13 protein-coding genes and 1 rRNA gene are annotated in these 17,303 nt (G+C 39.3%); 10 read left to right on the top strand and 4 right to left on the bottom strand.

The features are described 5' to 3' along the window. The first annotated feature begins 187 nt into the window (after positions 1–187). Together rrf and IQ31_RS05200 are read left to right on the top strand one after the other, a co-directional pair. Positions 188–299, top strand: a 5S ribosomal RNA gene (gene rrf / locus IQ31_RS05205). A gap of 742 nt (positions 300–1,041) precedes the next feature. Continuing rightward, positions 1,042–1,317, top strand: coding sequence for a hypothetical protein (locus IQ31_RS05200; protein WP_208734116.1), 276 nt, complete (start codon positions 1,042–1,044; stop codon positions 1,315–1,317). Positions 1,318–1,382: 65 nt separating this feature from the next. Here the strand turns inward: IQ31_RS05200 and IQ31_RS05195 are convergent, their stop codons facing one another. Further along, positions 1,383–1,661 carry a DUF4342 domain-containing protein gene (locus IQ31_RS05195; RefSeq protein ID WP_145327320.1) on the bottom strand — a complete coding sequence of 93 codons (279 nt, stop codon included), beginning with the start codon at positions 1,659–1,661 and terminating at the stop codon, positions 1,383–1,385. Positions 1,662–1,916: 255 nt separating this feature from the next. Next, the gene (locus IQ31_RS05190) at positions 1,917–2,282 is read right to left on the bottom strand and encodes a hypothetical protein (protein ID WP_145327319.1); all 366 of its coding nucleotides are present in this window, start codon (positions 2,280–2,282) and stop codon (positions 1,917–1,919) included. Between the two features lie 141 nt (positions 2,283–2,423). Here IQ31_RS05190 and IQ31_RS05185 point away from each other — a divergent pair, with 141 nt between their 5' ends. Continuing rightward, positions 2,424–3,356 carry an alpha-L-fucosidase gene (locus IQ31_RS05185; RefSeq protein ID WP_244294346.1) on the top strand — a complete coding sequence of 311 codons (933 nt, stop codon included), beginning with the start codon at positions 2,424–2,426 and terminating at the stop codon, positions 3,354–3,356. Between the two features lie 283 nt (positions 3,357–3,639). On the opposite strand, the gene IQ31_RS05180 is transcribed toward IQ31_RS05185, so the two are convergent. Both IQ31_RS05180 and IQ31_RS05175 read right to left on the bottom strand, forming a co-directional pair. Beyond that, positions 3,640–4,299, bottom strand: a complete 660-nt coding sequence (locus IQ31_RS05180; RefSeq protein WP_145327317.1) for an HAD family hydrolase — start codon at positions 4,297–4,299, stop codon at positions 3,640–3,642. A 64-nt stretch (positions 4,300–4,363) separates the two neighbouring features. Next, a complete protein-coding gene (locus IQ31_RS05175; protein WP_145327315.1) occupies positions 4,364–5,968 on the bottom strand; it encodes a DNA/RNA non-specific endonuclease in 1,605 nt (534 codons plus the stop codon). Between the two features lie 490 nt (positions 5,969–6,458). On the opposite strand from IQ31_RS05175, the gene IQ31_RS05170 reads away from it, so the two are divergent. From IQ31_RS05170 to IQ31_RS05140, 7 genes are all read left to right on the top strand, one after another. Then, the gene (locus IQ31_RS05170) at positions 6,459–7,163 is read left to right on the top strand and encodes a hypothetical protein (protein WP_145327313.1); all 705 of its coding nucleotides are present in this window, start codon (positions 6,459–6,461) and stop codon (positions 7,161–7,163) included. An 89-nt stretch (positions 7,164–7,252) separates the two neighbouring features. Beyond that, positions 7,253–9,226: a hypothetical protein gene (locus tag IQ31_RS05165; RefSeq protein ID WP_145327312.1), complete on the top strand. Its 1,974-nt coding sequence runs from the start codon at positions 7,253–7,255 to the stop codon at positions 9,224–9,226. A gap of 180 nt (positions 9,227–9,406) precedes the next feature. After that, positions 9,407–10,207 (top strand): tyrosine-protein phosphatase, encoded by an 801-nt coding sequence (locus IQ31_RS05160; RefSeq protein ID WP_244294345.1) that lies wholly within the window; start codon positions 9,407–9,409, stop codon positions 10,205–10,207. Positions 10,208–10,479: 272 nt separating this feature from the next. After that, positions 10,480–12,063, top strand: coding sequence for a DUF3843 family protein (locus tag IQ31_RS05155; RefSeq protein ID WP_145327310.1), 1,584 nt, complete (start codon positions 10,480–10,482; stop codon positions 12,061–12,063). A gap of 303 nt (positions 12,064–12,366) precedes the next feature. Then, a complete protein-coding gene (locus tag IQ31_RS05150) occupies positions 12,367–12,921 on the top strand; it encodes an RNA polymerase sigma factor (RefSeq protein WP_112374012.1) in 555 nt (184 codons plus the stop codon). Positions 12,922–12,977: 56 nt separating this feature from the next. After that, the gene (locus IQ31_RS05145; RefSeq protein ID WP_145327308.1) at positions 12,978–13,934 is read left to right on the top strand and encodes a FecR family protein; all 957 of its coding nucleotides are present in this window, start codon (positions 12,978–12,980) and stop codon (positions 13,932–13,934) included. Positions 13,935–13,937: 3 nt separating this feature from the next. Next, the gene (locus IQ31_RS05140) at positions 13,938–17,285 is read left to right on the top strand and encodes a SusC/RagA family TonB-linked outer membrane protein (protein ID WP_145327306.1); all 3,348 of its coding nucleotides are present in this window, start codon (positions 13,938–13,940) and stop codon (positions 17,283–17,285) included. The last annotated feature ends 18 nt before the right edge of the window (positions 17,286–17,303 follow it).

The raw sequence follows: 17,303 nt of genomic DNA, 5'->3' as shown, positions 1-17,303 counted from the left end.
ATAGGTGTAAAGGTTGAGAGACCAAAGCCAAGTGGTACTAATAGCCCGAAGCTTTCTCAAGCAGATAACACTGTTGTCTTCCTCTTTAATTTTTAAGAAACAAACAGGAAACGAACCTCTTTCAATACATATGTCATTTGGCATGAATCACATGATATTAATATCATAGATCATCCAATAAAGATTTTTAGGTGCCTATATCGGCGGTGTCTACCTCTTCCCATTCCGAACAGAGCAGTCAAGCCCGCCAGAGCCGATGGTATTGCCGTAACAGGTGGGAGAGTAGGTCGGTGCCTTTTTTTACACGGAAGCCCTTGCTGGAAACAGCCAAGGGCTTCTTCGTTTTAGCTACTTCCGTAATTCCATGTACAAGCTATTGCCTATCCTCCGCCTATTGGTTATCACAGCACAGGGGCATCGGTGAGCCCCATTAATCGGCAGCTGTTTCACAACTGTCACTGTCCCGCAGTGGTAATGGTACATTTCCATAGCAGGCGGTCATGCAGCCATCACTGTGTTCTAGCGGTATGGCGTTTCCTCTCTTCGAGAATTCCAGTATCTAGGTTTTGTATCTTGCTAGAAGTATTATTGCTCACTTTTGGTATAGAGCATCGCCTGTTCCAAAACTTTCGTATCTGAGGTTTTTGTATATTGCTAGGAGCATTATTGGTCACATTTGGCATGCTGTAGTGCCATAGTCACGGGGCATTGTAAACCAAGTGACCGCCATTATTGTTATTATGGATAATGATAGTTAGCATGCAAAGTGGTACAAGGCGGTTGAAAAAGATGAAATTGGCATTTGGAACCATGTTTTACGTGGGGCAAAATTCGATGGGACAAATTTTGATCGTAGCAAAGATGTAACGCAGGGGTATGGCGTCAGTTCGTTACCGACAAAAGTGTTAATAGATCCACAAGGCGTTATTATCGGACGTTATGGTGGCGGCAATGGCGAGTCAGACGAGCAATTGGATGCTAAGCTTGCTGATTTATTACGCTGCTTATTTTACGAAATTCTTGCTATAAGCTGAGCACTTTGTGGATGGTAAGAATTTTCTGGAGATTGATGCTGTACAATTACTGCAGGACGGGCGTGTCATCGCAGAAGATGGACATCACGCACTTGCGGATAAATTTAGAGGAACCAACAAGGTCAAACCTTTTTATTACAATTTTACAGTAACAAATTATAACCCGCAATCGAAGTATGAGATCAAAGCCCGTGTCAAAGGTGCTGGTGGTGTGGATTCAAAAGGGAACTTTACATTTAATTTGTCCCCTAATACAGCGTTTGATAAGATAGAAAGGAAATAAGAGAAGAGCTAGGGCTATCCTACCGTTGGATAACCCTAGCTCTTTATAAGGTATAGAAGCTTTATTTATTTGAGCTCAATCATCTTTTGATTAGCAGGCTCTTCCTTTACTTCTTGAAGGATTGCAATTTCAATAGGTGCAATCAGGCTAAGAATAATCAGTGCAATGAAAGCTACAGGGAAAATAATTCCGATGATTACAGCCAATAACAAGGAGATATTTAAGTATTCTTGTCCATTCTTGGATGAAACTTTTAAACGTGAGCTTTTGAAGGAATCAAAAAGATCTTGAAAAGCTTTAGTAATTGTTTTACTGTTGATGCTGAATGTTGTTTTAGTTGCCATGATGTTTATTTTTAATGTTTTTATTTCTTATTTGATGACTCAAAGATAGGGCGGAAATAAGAGGGATACGATGCCCATTAGGCCAGTCTCGAGACAATCTCGGTAAACGACCAGCTTTTATCGGTTAATACTTTTCTGAAATTAAGGAGAGTGATATGATTATCACTATAACTGACAGTAGATATATCCTTAAACAAAATACAGGGGTAGCCAAAAAGCTACCCCCGTTTTTTGTCTCTTATTTTGCTAATGTGATTATAAACCTACATGCTCTGTTTTCGATTTTGTTGGTCCAGATGGTCCTTGCTTAAATGTGGGGGCATAGTTCCATTCAATTGTGTCGGTTAATACCTTACCGTCTTTTTGGATTACTTTTGCTTCAACAGTATTCTTCCCCCGTTTTAGCTTCACGTTTTCGAAGATGTAATGTACATTGGTCTGGCCAATTTTGGCCCCTTTGATCGTTTGTCCATTGATGTTCAATGTTGGCTCTCCTCTGTTCGAATAAACGGTGATAGGGGTGATTTCATTACCCCTGTTGATCATACGTCGCTGCGTGATATATAACACCGGTTCTTTGCTCCAGTTGGCTTTATACCAATAAAAACCATCTTTCTTCAATTTACGGTCAAAGGCAATCAGACCTTTATAATTTCTGGGATTGACATTAAGACCGGTAATTGGTATTGCGAAATCAAAGATGTTCCATACATAGGAACCTAAGAAAATCGGATTTTTAGCGATTACCCCCCAGTGGATCTCATGAAATTTTGTGGCATACTCTTCGGGGAAGAACGAAGGAAATACACAGATTATACCATTAAGAAAAGCCCATATAAAAAAGATATTGTCAAACAGGTTGTAGACGCTTACACAGCCGAAGGTATAGATGTATTTTTGTATTTTTCGATCTTGGAATGGAATAATTCAAACTATATGGGAAAGGCGCCCTCTACACCGGAAGAAAAGGCAAAATTCAACAAGTTTTTAGAGTATACCCGTAATCAATTATTGGAGCTTCTTCAAAATTACTCCCAGATAAAAGGTTTTTGGTTTGATGGTACCTGGGATCAGTCCTGGATTCAGTCCTATGACTTTACCTATAAACTGGAAAAGGAACTCCGCGAGAAGCATCCGGGGTTAATCATCGGTAGCCGTTTTCGAAACGATGAATTTGGAAAACGACATTTCGATTCGAATGGCGATATGCTGGGGGATTATGAGCAAGGATGGGAACGCAAAATGCCGAAAGAATTTGAATGGTTGGAAGGACGTGATTGGGATTGCGTCATGACGATACCTCCCAATGGTTGGGGCTACATGAAAGATTGGTCGGGTATTTATACAAAGACATCCGACGATTTGATCGATATGTTGATGAACTGTGTATCAATGAACGGTAATTTCGTATTGAATTTTGGTCCGGACGGAAATGGTCGGATGCATTCGGGAGAGGATAAACTGGCGAAAGAGATCGGTGACTGGATCAAAGTTAATGGTGAAGCTGTTTATGGGGTTAGGCATGCGGGGCTTGCGCCATCTAAATTGGGTTATTTTACAAAAAAAGAGGACAATCTCTATCTTACGGTCTTTAATCGACCCGTCAACAATATTGTGCGTATTGCTGTACCGAAGAATGCAACAACGGTTCCGGTAACGGCAGCATTACTTCAAAATGGTCAAACCTGGTTTTAAAGCAAGCTGAAATCGGCATAGACCTGGATAAGAATATGTACTATGATATTGTACTTCCAGACACATTTGTTGCCAATAAGGCTTTTGTTATAAAAATGAAGCTTGGTCATCCAAAAGGACAGCGTGAGCAACTAATGGATGCAAAAATGTAGGCTCAGGACATTATAGGAAATTTCCCTGATTTCATCGGATCGCCAATAGCAATGGTACCGAATCAACGACATTAGGATGGATCAATAAAAACGGCACTTAAATCGCTATCGGTTAAAGTGCCATTTTTCTGTTATATCTGCGTTGTTGCTGTAATATTGAGGAGCTCGCTTGGGGTATGGATAATGTATTTTGCCCCATGTTGTCTCAATTCGTCTTCATCGCGAAAGCCCCAGGTAACACCGATTGCTGTTACCCCGGCATTATTGGCCGTATCCATATCGACCGATGAATCACCGACATACAGGCAATTTTGTTTGTTGACACCTAATGTCTCGAGGCTATCTAGGACGATTGCGGGATCGGGTTTGGCTGGATGACCAGCGCGATGGCCGAGGACAAGGTCAAATGGAATATCGGGGAAGTATTGTTGCATCAGTGGGATGACTGCCTCGTGGTATTTATTGGACGCCACGGAGATGAGGTAACCTAAAGACTTCAATTCTTGAAGCTGCGATACAATTCCCGGGTAAGGCCGTGTATGCGATACAGGTTTTTGTTCATAATAGCTTTTAAAAGCTCCAAGTAAGACTGTAATCGTCTCTGGCGTTCGTGCTTCTTCGGGCAATGCCCTTTCGATGAGTTTCTGTACGCCATTGCCTACAAATTTCTTATAAGCAACGAGTGGATGCGTTGGATATCCATGCTGTTCAAGAATAGCATTGCAGCTGTCCCCCAGGTCTTGTAATGTATCTAGCAGTGTTCCGTCCAGATCAAATATGATAAGTTTCATTTGATAAATCTAGTAAAAATTGCGGTTGAACCATGGTAGAATAGTGAGATTAAATGGAGTTTAATTATTTCCAAATGGAGGTATTTATATTTCCTTTCTGTGTATCATTTAGATCGGGGAAAAAAGTGAATCCAGTTATTTTTTCCAGTTCGCTTACGGTTAACCTATAATTTTCGAACGTGCTTCCTGAAGGTGGAATGACATTGTCAATCTTATAACCAATGGTATAATATTCGTTTCCTTTTTTCATTGCCAAGGCTTTGAAATAGTATTTTGGTTTGGCAATATCTTTTCCATCGTTGTCCTGCGCAAAATCGAGGCTGTTTTCAGTGCTGGTCTTAGGTATTGCGCCAGTTACGACATACATTGTGTCACACTGTGCAGTCCAGGTTCTGACTTTCGTTTCGAGGTTTGCCCAAATACCTTGGTTAAGTCGTGAAACCTGTGCTGTCATGTTGGTAAAATAAAATGTTGTTTTATTTTGAGCAATATTGAGATTTCTGTCTGCACTTGGCAATTGGTGCCCTCTGTCGTACCCTGTTGGCTGAAATCCCTTAAATAGATTGGGTTGAAATGCTGTTGATACGGCAGGATCGTAACCCCAGGCATCCGTACGGTTGCCTGACCCTAGCATACTGTTGTATAAGGGGTATGCAACCCAATATGCCATTTTTAGCTTTTTGTCATATAGCATCGCATAATTTCTGCTGTCGCTTGCGTCGGGCATAAAATGTTGTATAAATACCTCATCACTGCTGAGATTGCTCATTTTGGGTATTTCCAGATAAGCTTGTGATTCACCAATCCCGCCACTTAGTTTTCCATTGTCAATGTTGATATCAAAGCTATATTGGCTTCCGGCTGGTAGATTTTTTAAATCCCGATTTTGGGGTATTGCCCAGGTATAGGTATCGCCATTAGTGGCAATAAACTTAATGGCCTTTCCTGTGATATCTTCGCCAGGAAGTAGCATAAATTCTATACGGGCGGTTTTATTGGTATTTAGTGATACCTTTTTTTGCACATCCTTTTTTTCGGTTGAATTAACAGTCAATTTTCCTGTTGTCAAATCGAATCCTCCTTGGATGCTTATAGCTGGCATTTTTACGATGATCTGATTGGCTTCCAATGCGGCTGTATTGGTTATGGATAGCTTAATGTTGACTTTGCTCAGTTGTCGTACAAAAATAAGTGGTACTGTATTGTTGTTTTTACCGATGTTTTTGGCATTGTTTGCATACATCAGGTCTAAGGCTGCCGGGTTGGACTGGTCACTTATATTGATGGGATATTGAAAGTCTGCCAGTGATTTGTAAGGATAATAGGCGATAAAGTCCACGTTTTCATTCGGTAGGAAAACCGGGCTGTTACTTTGAAAAACCGAACCGTTAAAAGTGAAGGGGTAATTTTTGACCTGGTCGATAAGCGAAATTGCTGCCAAAGGTTGGTCGGCTTTGTACATATATACACCGATTTGGTCATTTTTATTCCAGGAAATCTCTGTCGTTTGTGTGTTGATTTGACCAACAATAGTAGGGGTAAATTGCACCGCCGCTCGGTCAATTCTAGTTTCCGTTTTCTGACAGGAGTTAAAAGTAAGCAATGCAATTATAATGTAGGCTATCCGGAATATATTTTGATCCGGTATCGCTTTGGTCGTGTTCGTCATATGAATAGCTAGTGTATATTGATAAAGTGATGGCAAAAATAGTTAAGTTCACTAGAAGTTACAGCGATCTTTTTAGTAATCCCGGTTATAAGGTTTGTATTGGATTGATCTTTAGATAGATATTTTAGGCACTATTTCGGTTTTATAGTATCTCACTTGTAGTATATTTAAAGATCTCAAACAGTTGTTAAGACAATAATATAGGTAATTGATAAAATATTTAACAGTATGTGTTCCATACTGGTTTAAAAATCATTTGTTTTAGGTTGCTGTTGTGCTATTATGTGTAGTACTAGGGTAACGCTTTTAATTCCTTTTGGAAAAAATTAATACGAAGGTGTTGATTTTCTTCATTTTTCCCTGAAATCAGGTAGTAAAATATATTCTCGTTTCTAATAAATTTGTCAATAGGAAAAAAATAGCACAATGTTTGCTGTTCATGTCAAAACATATATTGATTTGACAAATTATTAATCGTTACGAGGTTGTAATGGAAGAAGTATTTAAAGTAAAAGGAAAATTGAATAGATTTTATGTGATTATCTGTGCTGTTGTCATGGTATTGACGGCATCGAGCTGCTTTGATTTTGTTGAGCAGATCGACTTAAAATCAGACGGTTCCGGACATATTGCCGCCACATTAAATTTGAGTAAAAGTAAAACCAAGGTGTCTTCTTTAATGAAAATGAAAAGTATTAAAGGCATCCGTATACCTTCTCAAGCGGACATGGAGAAAGAGATTCGATCTGCTGTTCAATTACTAAAACAAACTAAAGGAATTTCTAATGTACAGTACAGCACAGATTTTACCAATTATATCGTTAATATCTCCTGTGATTTCAGCCAGATAGAATCCTTGAACGCCTTTTCGGATATATTGGCAAATCGGTTTAAAACGAAGATATCGAATTCAAACCGCTATTATTATAACGCACAAAGCCATGTATTTGAACGCAAATTTGTGACTTCTGCTGACTGGAAAGCAAAATTTAATCAACTGGGAAACGATAATACAACTCAGTTTGCGGACGCATTCTATACGCAGATTGTACGTTTTGAAAAACCGGTTGTATCTCAGGCAAACAGTCTTGCAAAGGTTGCCGGGAATAAGAAAGGGGTCTTGCTAAAACTACCATTTATGGATTTGGTCTATGGTAAATCGAGCTTGGCAAATAAAATCACATTAACAAAATAACCTATAACATTGGTGAAACCGGGACTTCATTTAGTTGCTGAAAGCGTTTCTATAGAGTAGGTTCGGTGTAGCTGAAAAATTATTATACGATGAAATCAAAATTTATACTGCTAGGATTAGCCTGTTTGTCTTTTGGGACAACTGTAAAGGCGCAGGACTTGATCAAACAAATCCCCGAGGATGCAGAAATGATTGCAGCTTTCCATATGAAAGACATTGTGCAGAAAGCAAATGCAAATAAACTGAACGAGTTACTCCAGAAGACTGGTTTTTTTGAGAAATCGGGAATTTCAGCGAACAATGATATTAAAAATTTGGGGGTAGACCTATCCCAGACAGCCTATTTTTATACCAGGAAAACCGATAGTATCAGTTTTACGGAATTTATATTTTCCTTGAATAACAAGGGGCAATTTGAGAAACTGCTTCATGAGGCGGGTGAACCCAAGGCATTTGCAAATGGCTATACGAGCATAGGCCTCAAGGCGGGGAGTATGTTGGTATACAACGATCGGATCGCTCGATTTGTTTCGGCAACGACAAATACCACCTTTTTGGACAATGATTCAATTGCTAGTCGTTATGGAATCAAAAAGGTAGACTACGTCGCGCGTCCAGCTGATGACGAAGATGCTTGGGCAGATACGACTGTATCGGCAATGGACTCTGCTGCCGTAGTCTGGGATGCAGATGAAAGATTGGCGCCACCGGTTGCTATAGCTGCGGAACCTGATACGATAGTAGGTGCTACAGAAGTACTGCCACCTGTTGTTGATATTGCTGCGGCTGCGGCTGCAGCGGTTGACGCGGCAGAAATGCATGATCCAAGTTACTACGATTCGCTTTATACGGCCTATGAAGATCAAAATCGGAAAAACGATTCGATTCGTAACGGCTTACGTGATAAATGGTTATTGAATGAAGTTACCCGTTTGGTTTCAGGGAGTTATAAGTCTTTGTCAATTGCAGATCAGGAGAAGGTTTTAAAGAATCTCAGGCTTATTCGATTGTATGTTCCTCATGTAGAGGATCTGTACCGTGGTCTTATGCCTTATACCACCTCTCTTCCTTATTATTACATGGGGATTAAACTGGATAAGTTCAAGACTGGTTATCAAGATGGTCTATTGGATTTAGTGCAAGAGGGAAATGTGCTGAAATTAAAGGGATCTGTGGGTTTAGATAAGGCTCTTGCTGAGATGACCAAAAGAATGTATGCGCGAAAACCTAATTCGAAGTTCAGTAAATATTTAACGGATAAAACACTAGGGTTTTTTAATGTGAATATTAATTCGGAGGCTTATCTGAGAGAGATGCCTGCCTATATGGCAAAATATTATAGCGGTTTATTGGGGCCTCAACAGGACCTTGTCGAATGGGGACTGATGGCGCTTGAAATAGCACTAGATGAAAAGGCAATTGCTCAGGTGATGCCTGGAGACCATCTTGTTGTTGTTAACGGTCTGCGTAAGTTTAAGAAAGACTATATCGATTATACCTACGACGATGATTACAATGCAACCGAAGTGAAGAAGACGAAGGAAGAAACACTTCCAGTATTTATTTGGATGTTCACATCAAAGGATCAACGTCTGATAAAAAAAGGCTTGGACATGGCTGTTTCAAAGCAAGTTGGGCAGGTCTATGACGACATTTATGCGTTTTCAAAACAGAAAGCCAAGGATTTTCCAATGTATGTTCTTTTGAAAGAAGATTTGGTAATGGTCAGTAATGACTCATTGTCTCTAAATGATATCCGTCAGAATAAGATGAATGCTCCCGCAAATAAAGACTTTGTAAAACTGATGAAGCAAAATAAGATGTCTGCGGCTATTGACCTACAAAAGTTACCGACAATGTTAAAGGAAATGGGGGTTACGCCGGGTAAACAATGGGAAGCAACGCTGGAGCAACTCAATCAATATGGCAGTACCGCAATTACTTCCAAAGGTGTGGTTGGTAACCGTGCTGAGGTTGAAATGTCGACAAGATTGCCGCAGACCAGTGATGGTGCGATCAGTTATTTGCTCGATCAAATTTTGGCGGAATTAAATAAAAAGTAACTAAAGGAGGGCGCTGAACAATTTTATTGCACTATTGTTTGGTTTTCTTTTGTAATATTATGGTTATATTTTTATAATGTTAAAATAATATTAAGATCGTATACTGTGTTTGTCGTACTTTTGGTGTTTAATTATTCGCAGGGAAAACAAAATAACTAAACGATATATATATATCACGATATGGGGATATTTTCAAAACTGTTTGGAAACAAAACTCAGGATTCAAAAGTAAAGGTTGTCGGTAAATTGGCCTTCTTGGAGGTGGATATGCATAACCATATCCTTCCTGGAATAGATGATGGAAGTCAATCAATTGAACAATCATTAGTGTTGTTGAAAGGGCTTGGCCGAATGGGCTTCGAGAAATTTATCTGTACACCACATATTATGGATGGTGTACATCCAAATTCTATTCGTACGATTGATGCTGCTAAGGACAAATTACTAGCTGGTATGGTTGGGCTGCCTAATATGCCGGAAATTCATGCTGCGGCTGAACATATGATTGATGACGGGATCGTGAATCTCATCGGATCAAATGAACTCTGTGTTATGCCCGGTGGATATGTACTTATAGAGATGTCCTATTTACAAGAATCCAAAGCGTTATTTCAAACGATATTGGATATACAAAATCTCGGTTATCAACCTATTTTAGCGCATCCAGAACGTTATAATTATTACCATTATAACTTTAATATGTATAAACAGATTAAGGATGCCGGTTGCATGCTGCAGCTTAACTTGTTGTCTATCAGTCGGTATTATGGTGTTGAGGTGAAGTCGGCGGCTTTGACGATGATTAAATCTGGGATGTATGATTTTGTGGGGTCAGACGCACATCATGAACGCCATTTGGCCGCTTTGGAAGATGTGGTGGCTAAATATCCTGTACGTGATTTACTCAAAACATGTACCATATTGAATCCGACATTGCAAAACCATTTGGGAAGTAGTAAGAATGTGATTGCGACTGGCTAGCATCAAAATATATTCATTGGAAAAAGAGATACTTTTTTAGGTATCTCTTTTTTTGTGACAATTTTATCTTTCCTGGCAGATACCGCCTGCTTTTAGTCCAGTTAGTCTGCTTTGCAGTAAGGACGTATTTTAAAATTTCACGGGGGGGGGCTTGAGTGTTATTTGCTGTTTGCGGTTGCTTTAACTCATGTAGATTATTTTCGTCCGCGTTTGTGTTTTGCCCGTATGGATATTTCGAAAATTTGGCTACTTTTGGTTTTAGCATTTTTCATATGAGAGGAAACAGAATTTTTATTCAAGACTGGATAGCACACCATACTTATCAAAAAACAAACGAAATAGATAGTTATTACTTACGCGTTGCAAATGAAATCAATGATAGTTTATCTACACTATGGTTTGAGGAGCAAGAGACAAATGATCTCATCCATACCAATGCTTTAAAGACATTGAGTATCTATCTAACGTGTTATTTAGAAGACGTTATTGCGAAAACAGGAATTTTTGCTGCTTTTAGAACGATTCATACAGAACTATACAATCAACTTTTGCCTTTTTATAATGATAATGACCTAACGGATTATTATGCTGAGGATATTAATAGTGAAGATATTGCTGTATTGACCTGGTTGTTTTTCAGTGAACGCAACCCACATTTATTTATTGATCCCCGTGGTCGTTTGATCCAATTGGTTACAGATTTGGCCTATTCGATCTTGGAAGAACATTATGAAGTTGCTCCTGAAAATGAAAAGTTAAAACTAGAATATGTTCTGGACGAAGGGGCGAACTATTTTGAAGTCCGTAATTTTATTGAAAAGCTTGTTGCCACAAATTACCTGACAGCGGGTGAATATAACACCAATCTCAATCATTTGATGCAAGTTGCGGAGATAGGGCGATATCAGCACGATCAGAATCAGTTACAACAGATGATCTATCGCGTTCGAGATAACCATTTCAATAATTACAGACTGCATCTGTTTGCATTGAAGGCATCTGAATTTGTAGCTGAGGTGGTTGGCAAAGAACATGCGCTATATGGTATTGTCAAAACTTTAGGTAATCGTATTAATAGTTTTTTTGAATATGTAAAAGCGGACGAGCTTTATGTGCATGTAAAACATATCGGTACAAAGACAGCATTTAAAATCTTTAAGGACTCTATACAGCAATTTGTTGAACCTACCGAAACCTTATCTTTCTATATGGAAATTGTGCCATGGAAAGATGCTTGGAATCTCTCTGGAATCATGACCGTTGTGAATACCGATGAGGTAAATTTTGATTTACCGGAGCAGTATGAGATGACTTATCGCATTGAGGCCTTGAATGGTAAGGATAAGAGCTTGAAGAAAACGGAAAAGCAGCTGAAAGATATGGGCAAATTGTTCCAGTCAGAACATAAGGCGGCTGTTGCGTTTATGGAAGGAAAAGAAGTGAAGGAGTTTGCAACAGATTTCTTTAAGAAGTATCAACAAAAATACCCGAGCAAAGAAGAATCTCCACTTCCAGAATCAAATTTGGATCTTACGGAAGATGCCCAAGTTACGGTATTCTTTAATCCAAAAACGGGTTTGGAAGTTTTTGGCGGTATAGCGGAATTTTTTCCATTAAAGAATAACAACTTTGTACAGAAAGATGATCAAAGTGAGGTACCTTATGCACGGTATTTTTTGAATCTTTTGGTTGAAGATTTCTTCCCAAGTGAGTTGCCGAAGTACTATGTTAATCTATTTAAGGCGGAGGTGGATAAGCAGTTCTTCTTTCCAGTGAACGATGCGGTGCTTGATTTCTTTCTCCGTTTCTATAAGCGAGGAACTTATTTTTTGGGACCATTTCCGTTGTTAAAATAACTTGTGTAGTCGACTAAAGAACTATAGGAATACATAAAAAGTTCCATTGTCTACCTGCAATGGAACTTTTTTATGTATTTAAGTCAGGCTATTCTTTGTTGTATAAGATTGCGCGGTCTTCTGGCTATTATTTTGTTGATCGAAAACCCCATGATACTAGTGTTAATTTAATATAAATTCATTATAATTAAATTGTTACCACTTATATTGCTTGAGCTTACATGCCACACATCCTACGTATTTCATGGGCATATTTTAAAAAATTCTCACTAAACTTGTATGATCAATTATATGTGATGAAGAATGCCTATTGAAAATAATAATGCCCTGGATTTTAAAACTTTCTTTTTGTTGTATAAGGACAAAGTGTATAAATATGCTTATTTACATCTGAAAGAAGAGCCAGCTGCCGCAGATTTAGTCCAGGAAACATTCTCCCGAATTTGGAAAAAATGGGCAGAATTAGATGGGAATAAAAATCCGCAGTCTTACCTCTATACGATTGCCCGAAATCTTGTTTTTGACGAATTGCGAAAACAAAAGGTCAGATTCCAATTTCAGGCGACAGACATCGATCAGACCAAATTGGTAGACAATTCGAATGAGGAAGCTATTCGGTTTAAAGATTTGGAGCGCGTTTATCGTGAGGCCATTTCAAAACTCCCGAAAGCGCGACTCGAGATTTTTCTTTTGAGTAAAGAAGAGTTTTTGGATAATCAGGAAATTGCAGATAGGCTTGGGATTTCCGTTAATACCGTCCGTGATCAATTGGTTAAAGGCAACAAGTTTGTTCGGCAATATATTATTGATCATTTTGAGATTTCAATAGCCCTATTGATTTTTTTAAATATTTTTTAGAGCCGCATCGTCTTCTGGTCATCGAGGTACGTATATGTATTTAAAGATGGGCATAGATGATGAATTCCAAAATAGCTGCTTTATATAGAAAATTCCTTAAGGGAGAACTTAGTCCCGAGGAAAACGCCATATTTCTTGATTTACTGACTTCTTGTGACAGGGATGAACTTCCAGATGTGGAGGAGGTTGTTGCGCTAGATGATCGTGATTGTGAACTGAACAAAACAACTTCTGAAGATATCTTCTTTACGATTACAGGTACGCCATTGACGACGCGTGTAGTACCTAATTGGAAAAGACGTTGGTCTGTCATTTCCGCCGCTGCCTGTTTACTGTTGATCGGTCTTGCTTTCTTATTTCAATTTAAGTTTGGGGAGCAGCATAAGAACGCAGCCTACGCAACTGTCCATTATTCTAATCCGACAAAATTTGTGAAGAGGCTGGTACTGCCAGATGGTACACATGTTTCTCTGCGACAGGGAGCACAGATTGAATTGTTGTCAGATTTTGATACAGACAGTTTACGTCGGATCAAACTTTCAGGCGAAGCCTTTTTTGAAGTCGCCAAAAATCCTGAGCAACCTTTTGTGATAGCCAGTTCGGGCGACTTTGATGTTCGTGTGCTGGGCACAGCCTTTAACTTAAACTGTTCGCAGGGGCACAGCCGTTTGGTATTAAATCATGGCCGCGTATGTGTATCTCGCGGGAAGGAATATTCCATTGTGAAACCTGGGCAGCAAGTTGCCTATGATGAGCGACAAAAGCAATTTGATGTATCCAAAGCAGATACGACCAGTGCAACAAATTGGAAGAGTGATCTTTTATCGTTTAATCAAGTTCCTCTTACCCAGATCGTCGCCGATCTCAATAACCTTTATCCGGATAGTAACCTCGAATTGATAGACTCTTTCCGGACGGAAAGTTATACAGGTTATCTACCAGCAAGTGATCTAGAAAAATCACTTACGATGCTTAATACCGCATTTAATCAAATAATTATCCATAAAAAGTAATTTATGAAAAGAACCAATTACTATTTAAAACTTATGGGGAGTGCTTTGCTCTTTCAGTCGCTTGCACTTCAGACCATGGCATCACAATTTTCTACCAGTGAAGGAATTGGGAAAATCCTCACACGAATGGAACAAAAATTTAATGTCAAATTTGGCTATGACGCTTCGATATCAAATCAAAAAGTCAATGACTTAGCTGATTTGAGTACATTGAAAAAGGAGCAGATTGTTCAATTTATTCAGACCATTTCGGACGGAAATCTGGAGGTCAAGAAAATTGATGAGAAGCTTTATGTGGTCTCGAAGAGAACCAATAATGATGTTAGAAGTAAGAATGATAAGCCGATTTCCGCTGTTTCCAACGAGATTAGGGGTAAGGTTGTCGATCAGGAAACAGGTCAGCCTATCGCTGGTGTCACAGTACGTGTGAAAGGGACTGCTGTTGCTGTTACTACGGATGGCAATGGTGTTTTCAAATTGCCAAATACCGCTGACGATGCGATCCTTCAAATTTCCTATATAGGGTATGAAAGTATTGAAATTTTGGCGGCACAAGCAGGGACTATTAAACTAGCCAAATCCTCCGAAGCATTGGAAGAGGTTGTTGTGACAGCGTTGGGTATAAAAAGAGAGCAAAGGGCTTTGGGCTATTCAACTCAAAGTGTGAAGGGAGAAGATTTGACGCGTGTGAAAGGAGTAGATGTCGGGACGACTTTGACCGGACGTATTTCTGGTGTACGCGTTATGAATAGTACAGAATTTAACAAAACACCACAAATCGAAGTACGTGGACTGACACCTATTTTGGTCATTGATGGCGTGGCTTACGAAAATATGGACCTAAGGGATGTCCCTGTTGACAATATCCAGGATATGACCGTTTTGAAAGGAGCTACCGCTACCGCCCTTTATGGAAGTAAGGGACAAGGAGGAGCTATCATGATCACGACCAAAAAAGGTTTAGCAGAGAAAGGAACAGAGATTACGGTGAATACCAATAATATGTTCTTTTCAGGCTATCTTGCGTTGCCTGAGGTGCAGCATAGCTATTCTTCGGGAGAGTCCGGAAAATTTAACAATGATGATTATGTCTGGGGGGATAAATTGGATATTGGCCGAACTGCCGAACAATGGAATCCAATTAGCAAACAGTATGAAGTAAGTGAGCTTACGTCAAGGGGTAAGGACAATTTTAAAAACTTTTTGGAACCAGGGTTTATCACCAATAATACTGTCAGCTTTACTAATCAAGGGGACCATGGAAGCATAAGAACATCCATTAATCATATTTATAATAAAGGACAGTATCCCAATCAAAAGTTGAACCTGACAAATATTTCGGTGACAGGAACAACAAAGATCAGTGAGAAATTTGACTTAGAGACTAGGCTTGGGTATAACCGAAGTTCTTCCTCTAATAATTTTGGTTCCGGCTATAATGATCAAGGATACATCTATAATATCTTAGTGTGGACCGGCCCCGAATATAATTTGAAAGATTACAAAGACTATTGGATAGTGAAAGACCAGTCTCAAAACTGGATGTATAAAGGGTGGTATGATAATCCGTACTTGATCGCGCACGAAAAAACTACTCCCGAATTGATCAATAAGGTGAATGCCGCTGTTACGTTGAATTATAAGGTTAACGATTGGGCGAAATTCATGGTGCGATCGGGTTATGATTATTATGGCAAGTCAAGAACACAGCAAAATCCGATCGGAATATATGGAACACGGGGCGGATTTGAAGATTTCGGTGGTTTTGATAGTAAAGGGAAGTATATGAAAGCCGATTATGATGGCTTTGCGACTACGAACGATGCGATTTTTACTGCCAAGAAAAATTTTGGCGACTGGGGAGTTGATGGATTATTAGGGGGGTCTATTTTCTACAGCAAGGATAATAATTTGATCGCGAATACAGTTAACGGTTTGTCAATTCCAGGATTTTATTCATTACGGAATTCAATCGATCCGGCGAAAGCGGTTGAGTCCCGTATTAAAGAAATGCGAAATGGGCTTTATGGACGTCTTTCTTTGTCTTGGCGAAATGCGATCTTTTTGGAAGCTACTGGACGTAATGATTGGGTTTCAACGTTAACAAAGGATCATCGTTCTTATTTTTATCCTTCAGTTTCGGGAAGTGTTGTTGTTACGGACCTGCTTCCATCAAAACCTCTTTGGTTGGATATGTTCAAGGTAAGGGGATCTTGGGCGATTACAAAATCCGTACTGAATCCATATGAGATAAATTCAACTTTTACGGTAACAAGCAATGTTTGGAATGGCCTGCCAACAGCCTCCTATCCGAATATTATCAAAGACTATTCGATTTCACCTACGCAACGTGATTTGACGGAGTTCGGGTTTGATTTTGCGGTATTGAACAATCGGTTGTATGGTAATTATACCCGCTACTATCGCTTATTACACAATCAGATTGTCAAAGCTAAGATTTCAAAAACTACCGGATTTGAGGAGCGTTTGATCAATACAAAGGAAGAGGAGATGACTAAAGGGCATGAAATCACATTGGGAGGTACACCGATTAAGCGTGAAAATTTCCAGTGGGATATTACGATGAACCTTTCTCAGAACATGCGCTATTTCCACAAGTTGGATCCTCAATATTCAAAAGATGCATTATATGTTAAGGAAGGATTGCGGGCCGATTATATCGAATATAAGGACTGGGAGCGTTCTCCGGATGGACAGATGATACTAAATAGTTCTGGGATGCCAATTTCAGCTCAGTATGCCAATCAATTAATAGGATATACTGCGCCAAAATGGTTTTGGGGTTTTTCAAATCAGTTTCGTTATAGAGACTTCTCATTTGGTTTTAGCCTAGATGGTCGAATTAAAGGGATGTCCTACTCAACAATGAATGGTCGTTTATGGCAGACAGGTTCTCATCCTGATTCAGATACACCATACCGTTATGAGGAAGTGGTTAATGGCAATAAAACCTTTATCGCTCCGGGTGTGAAAATTGTTTCCGGTAGTGTGACCTATGATAAATACGGTCAGATTACAGAGGATACGCGTGTATTTGCTCCAAATGATAAAGTGGTTTCATATGAGGGGTATTACAAACGAGCCTATTCAGGCCGATGGAATTATTGGGACGAAACATTCATTAAACTTCGTGAATTGTCGCTTAGTTACCGAATGCCCGATAAGATCGCTTCGAAGTTTAAAGCGAAACGTGCAAGTGTTGGCGTGACTGGGCAAAACTTATTGTTGTGGACGAAAGAGTTTCGTTTCTCTGATCCAGATGTGGGGTCTGAGGATTTAAGTTCACCATCGATGCGATACATTGGTTTTAATATTAACCTAACTTTTTAAAAACTACAAAACAAATAT

The organism is Sphingobacterium siyangense, assembly GCF_007830445.1.
Taxonomy (GTDB): Bacteria; Bacteroidota; Bacteroidia; order Sphingobacteriales; family Sphingobacteriaceae; genus Sphingobacterium; species Sphingobacterium siyangense.
This window is presented reverse-complemented; position numbering and strand designations above follow the sequence as displayed.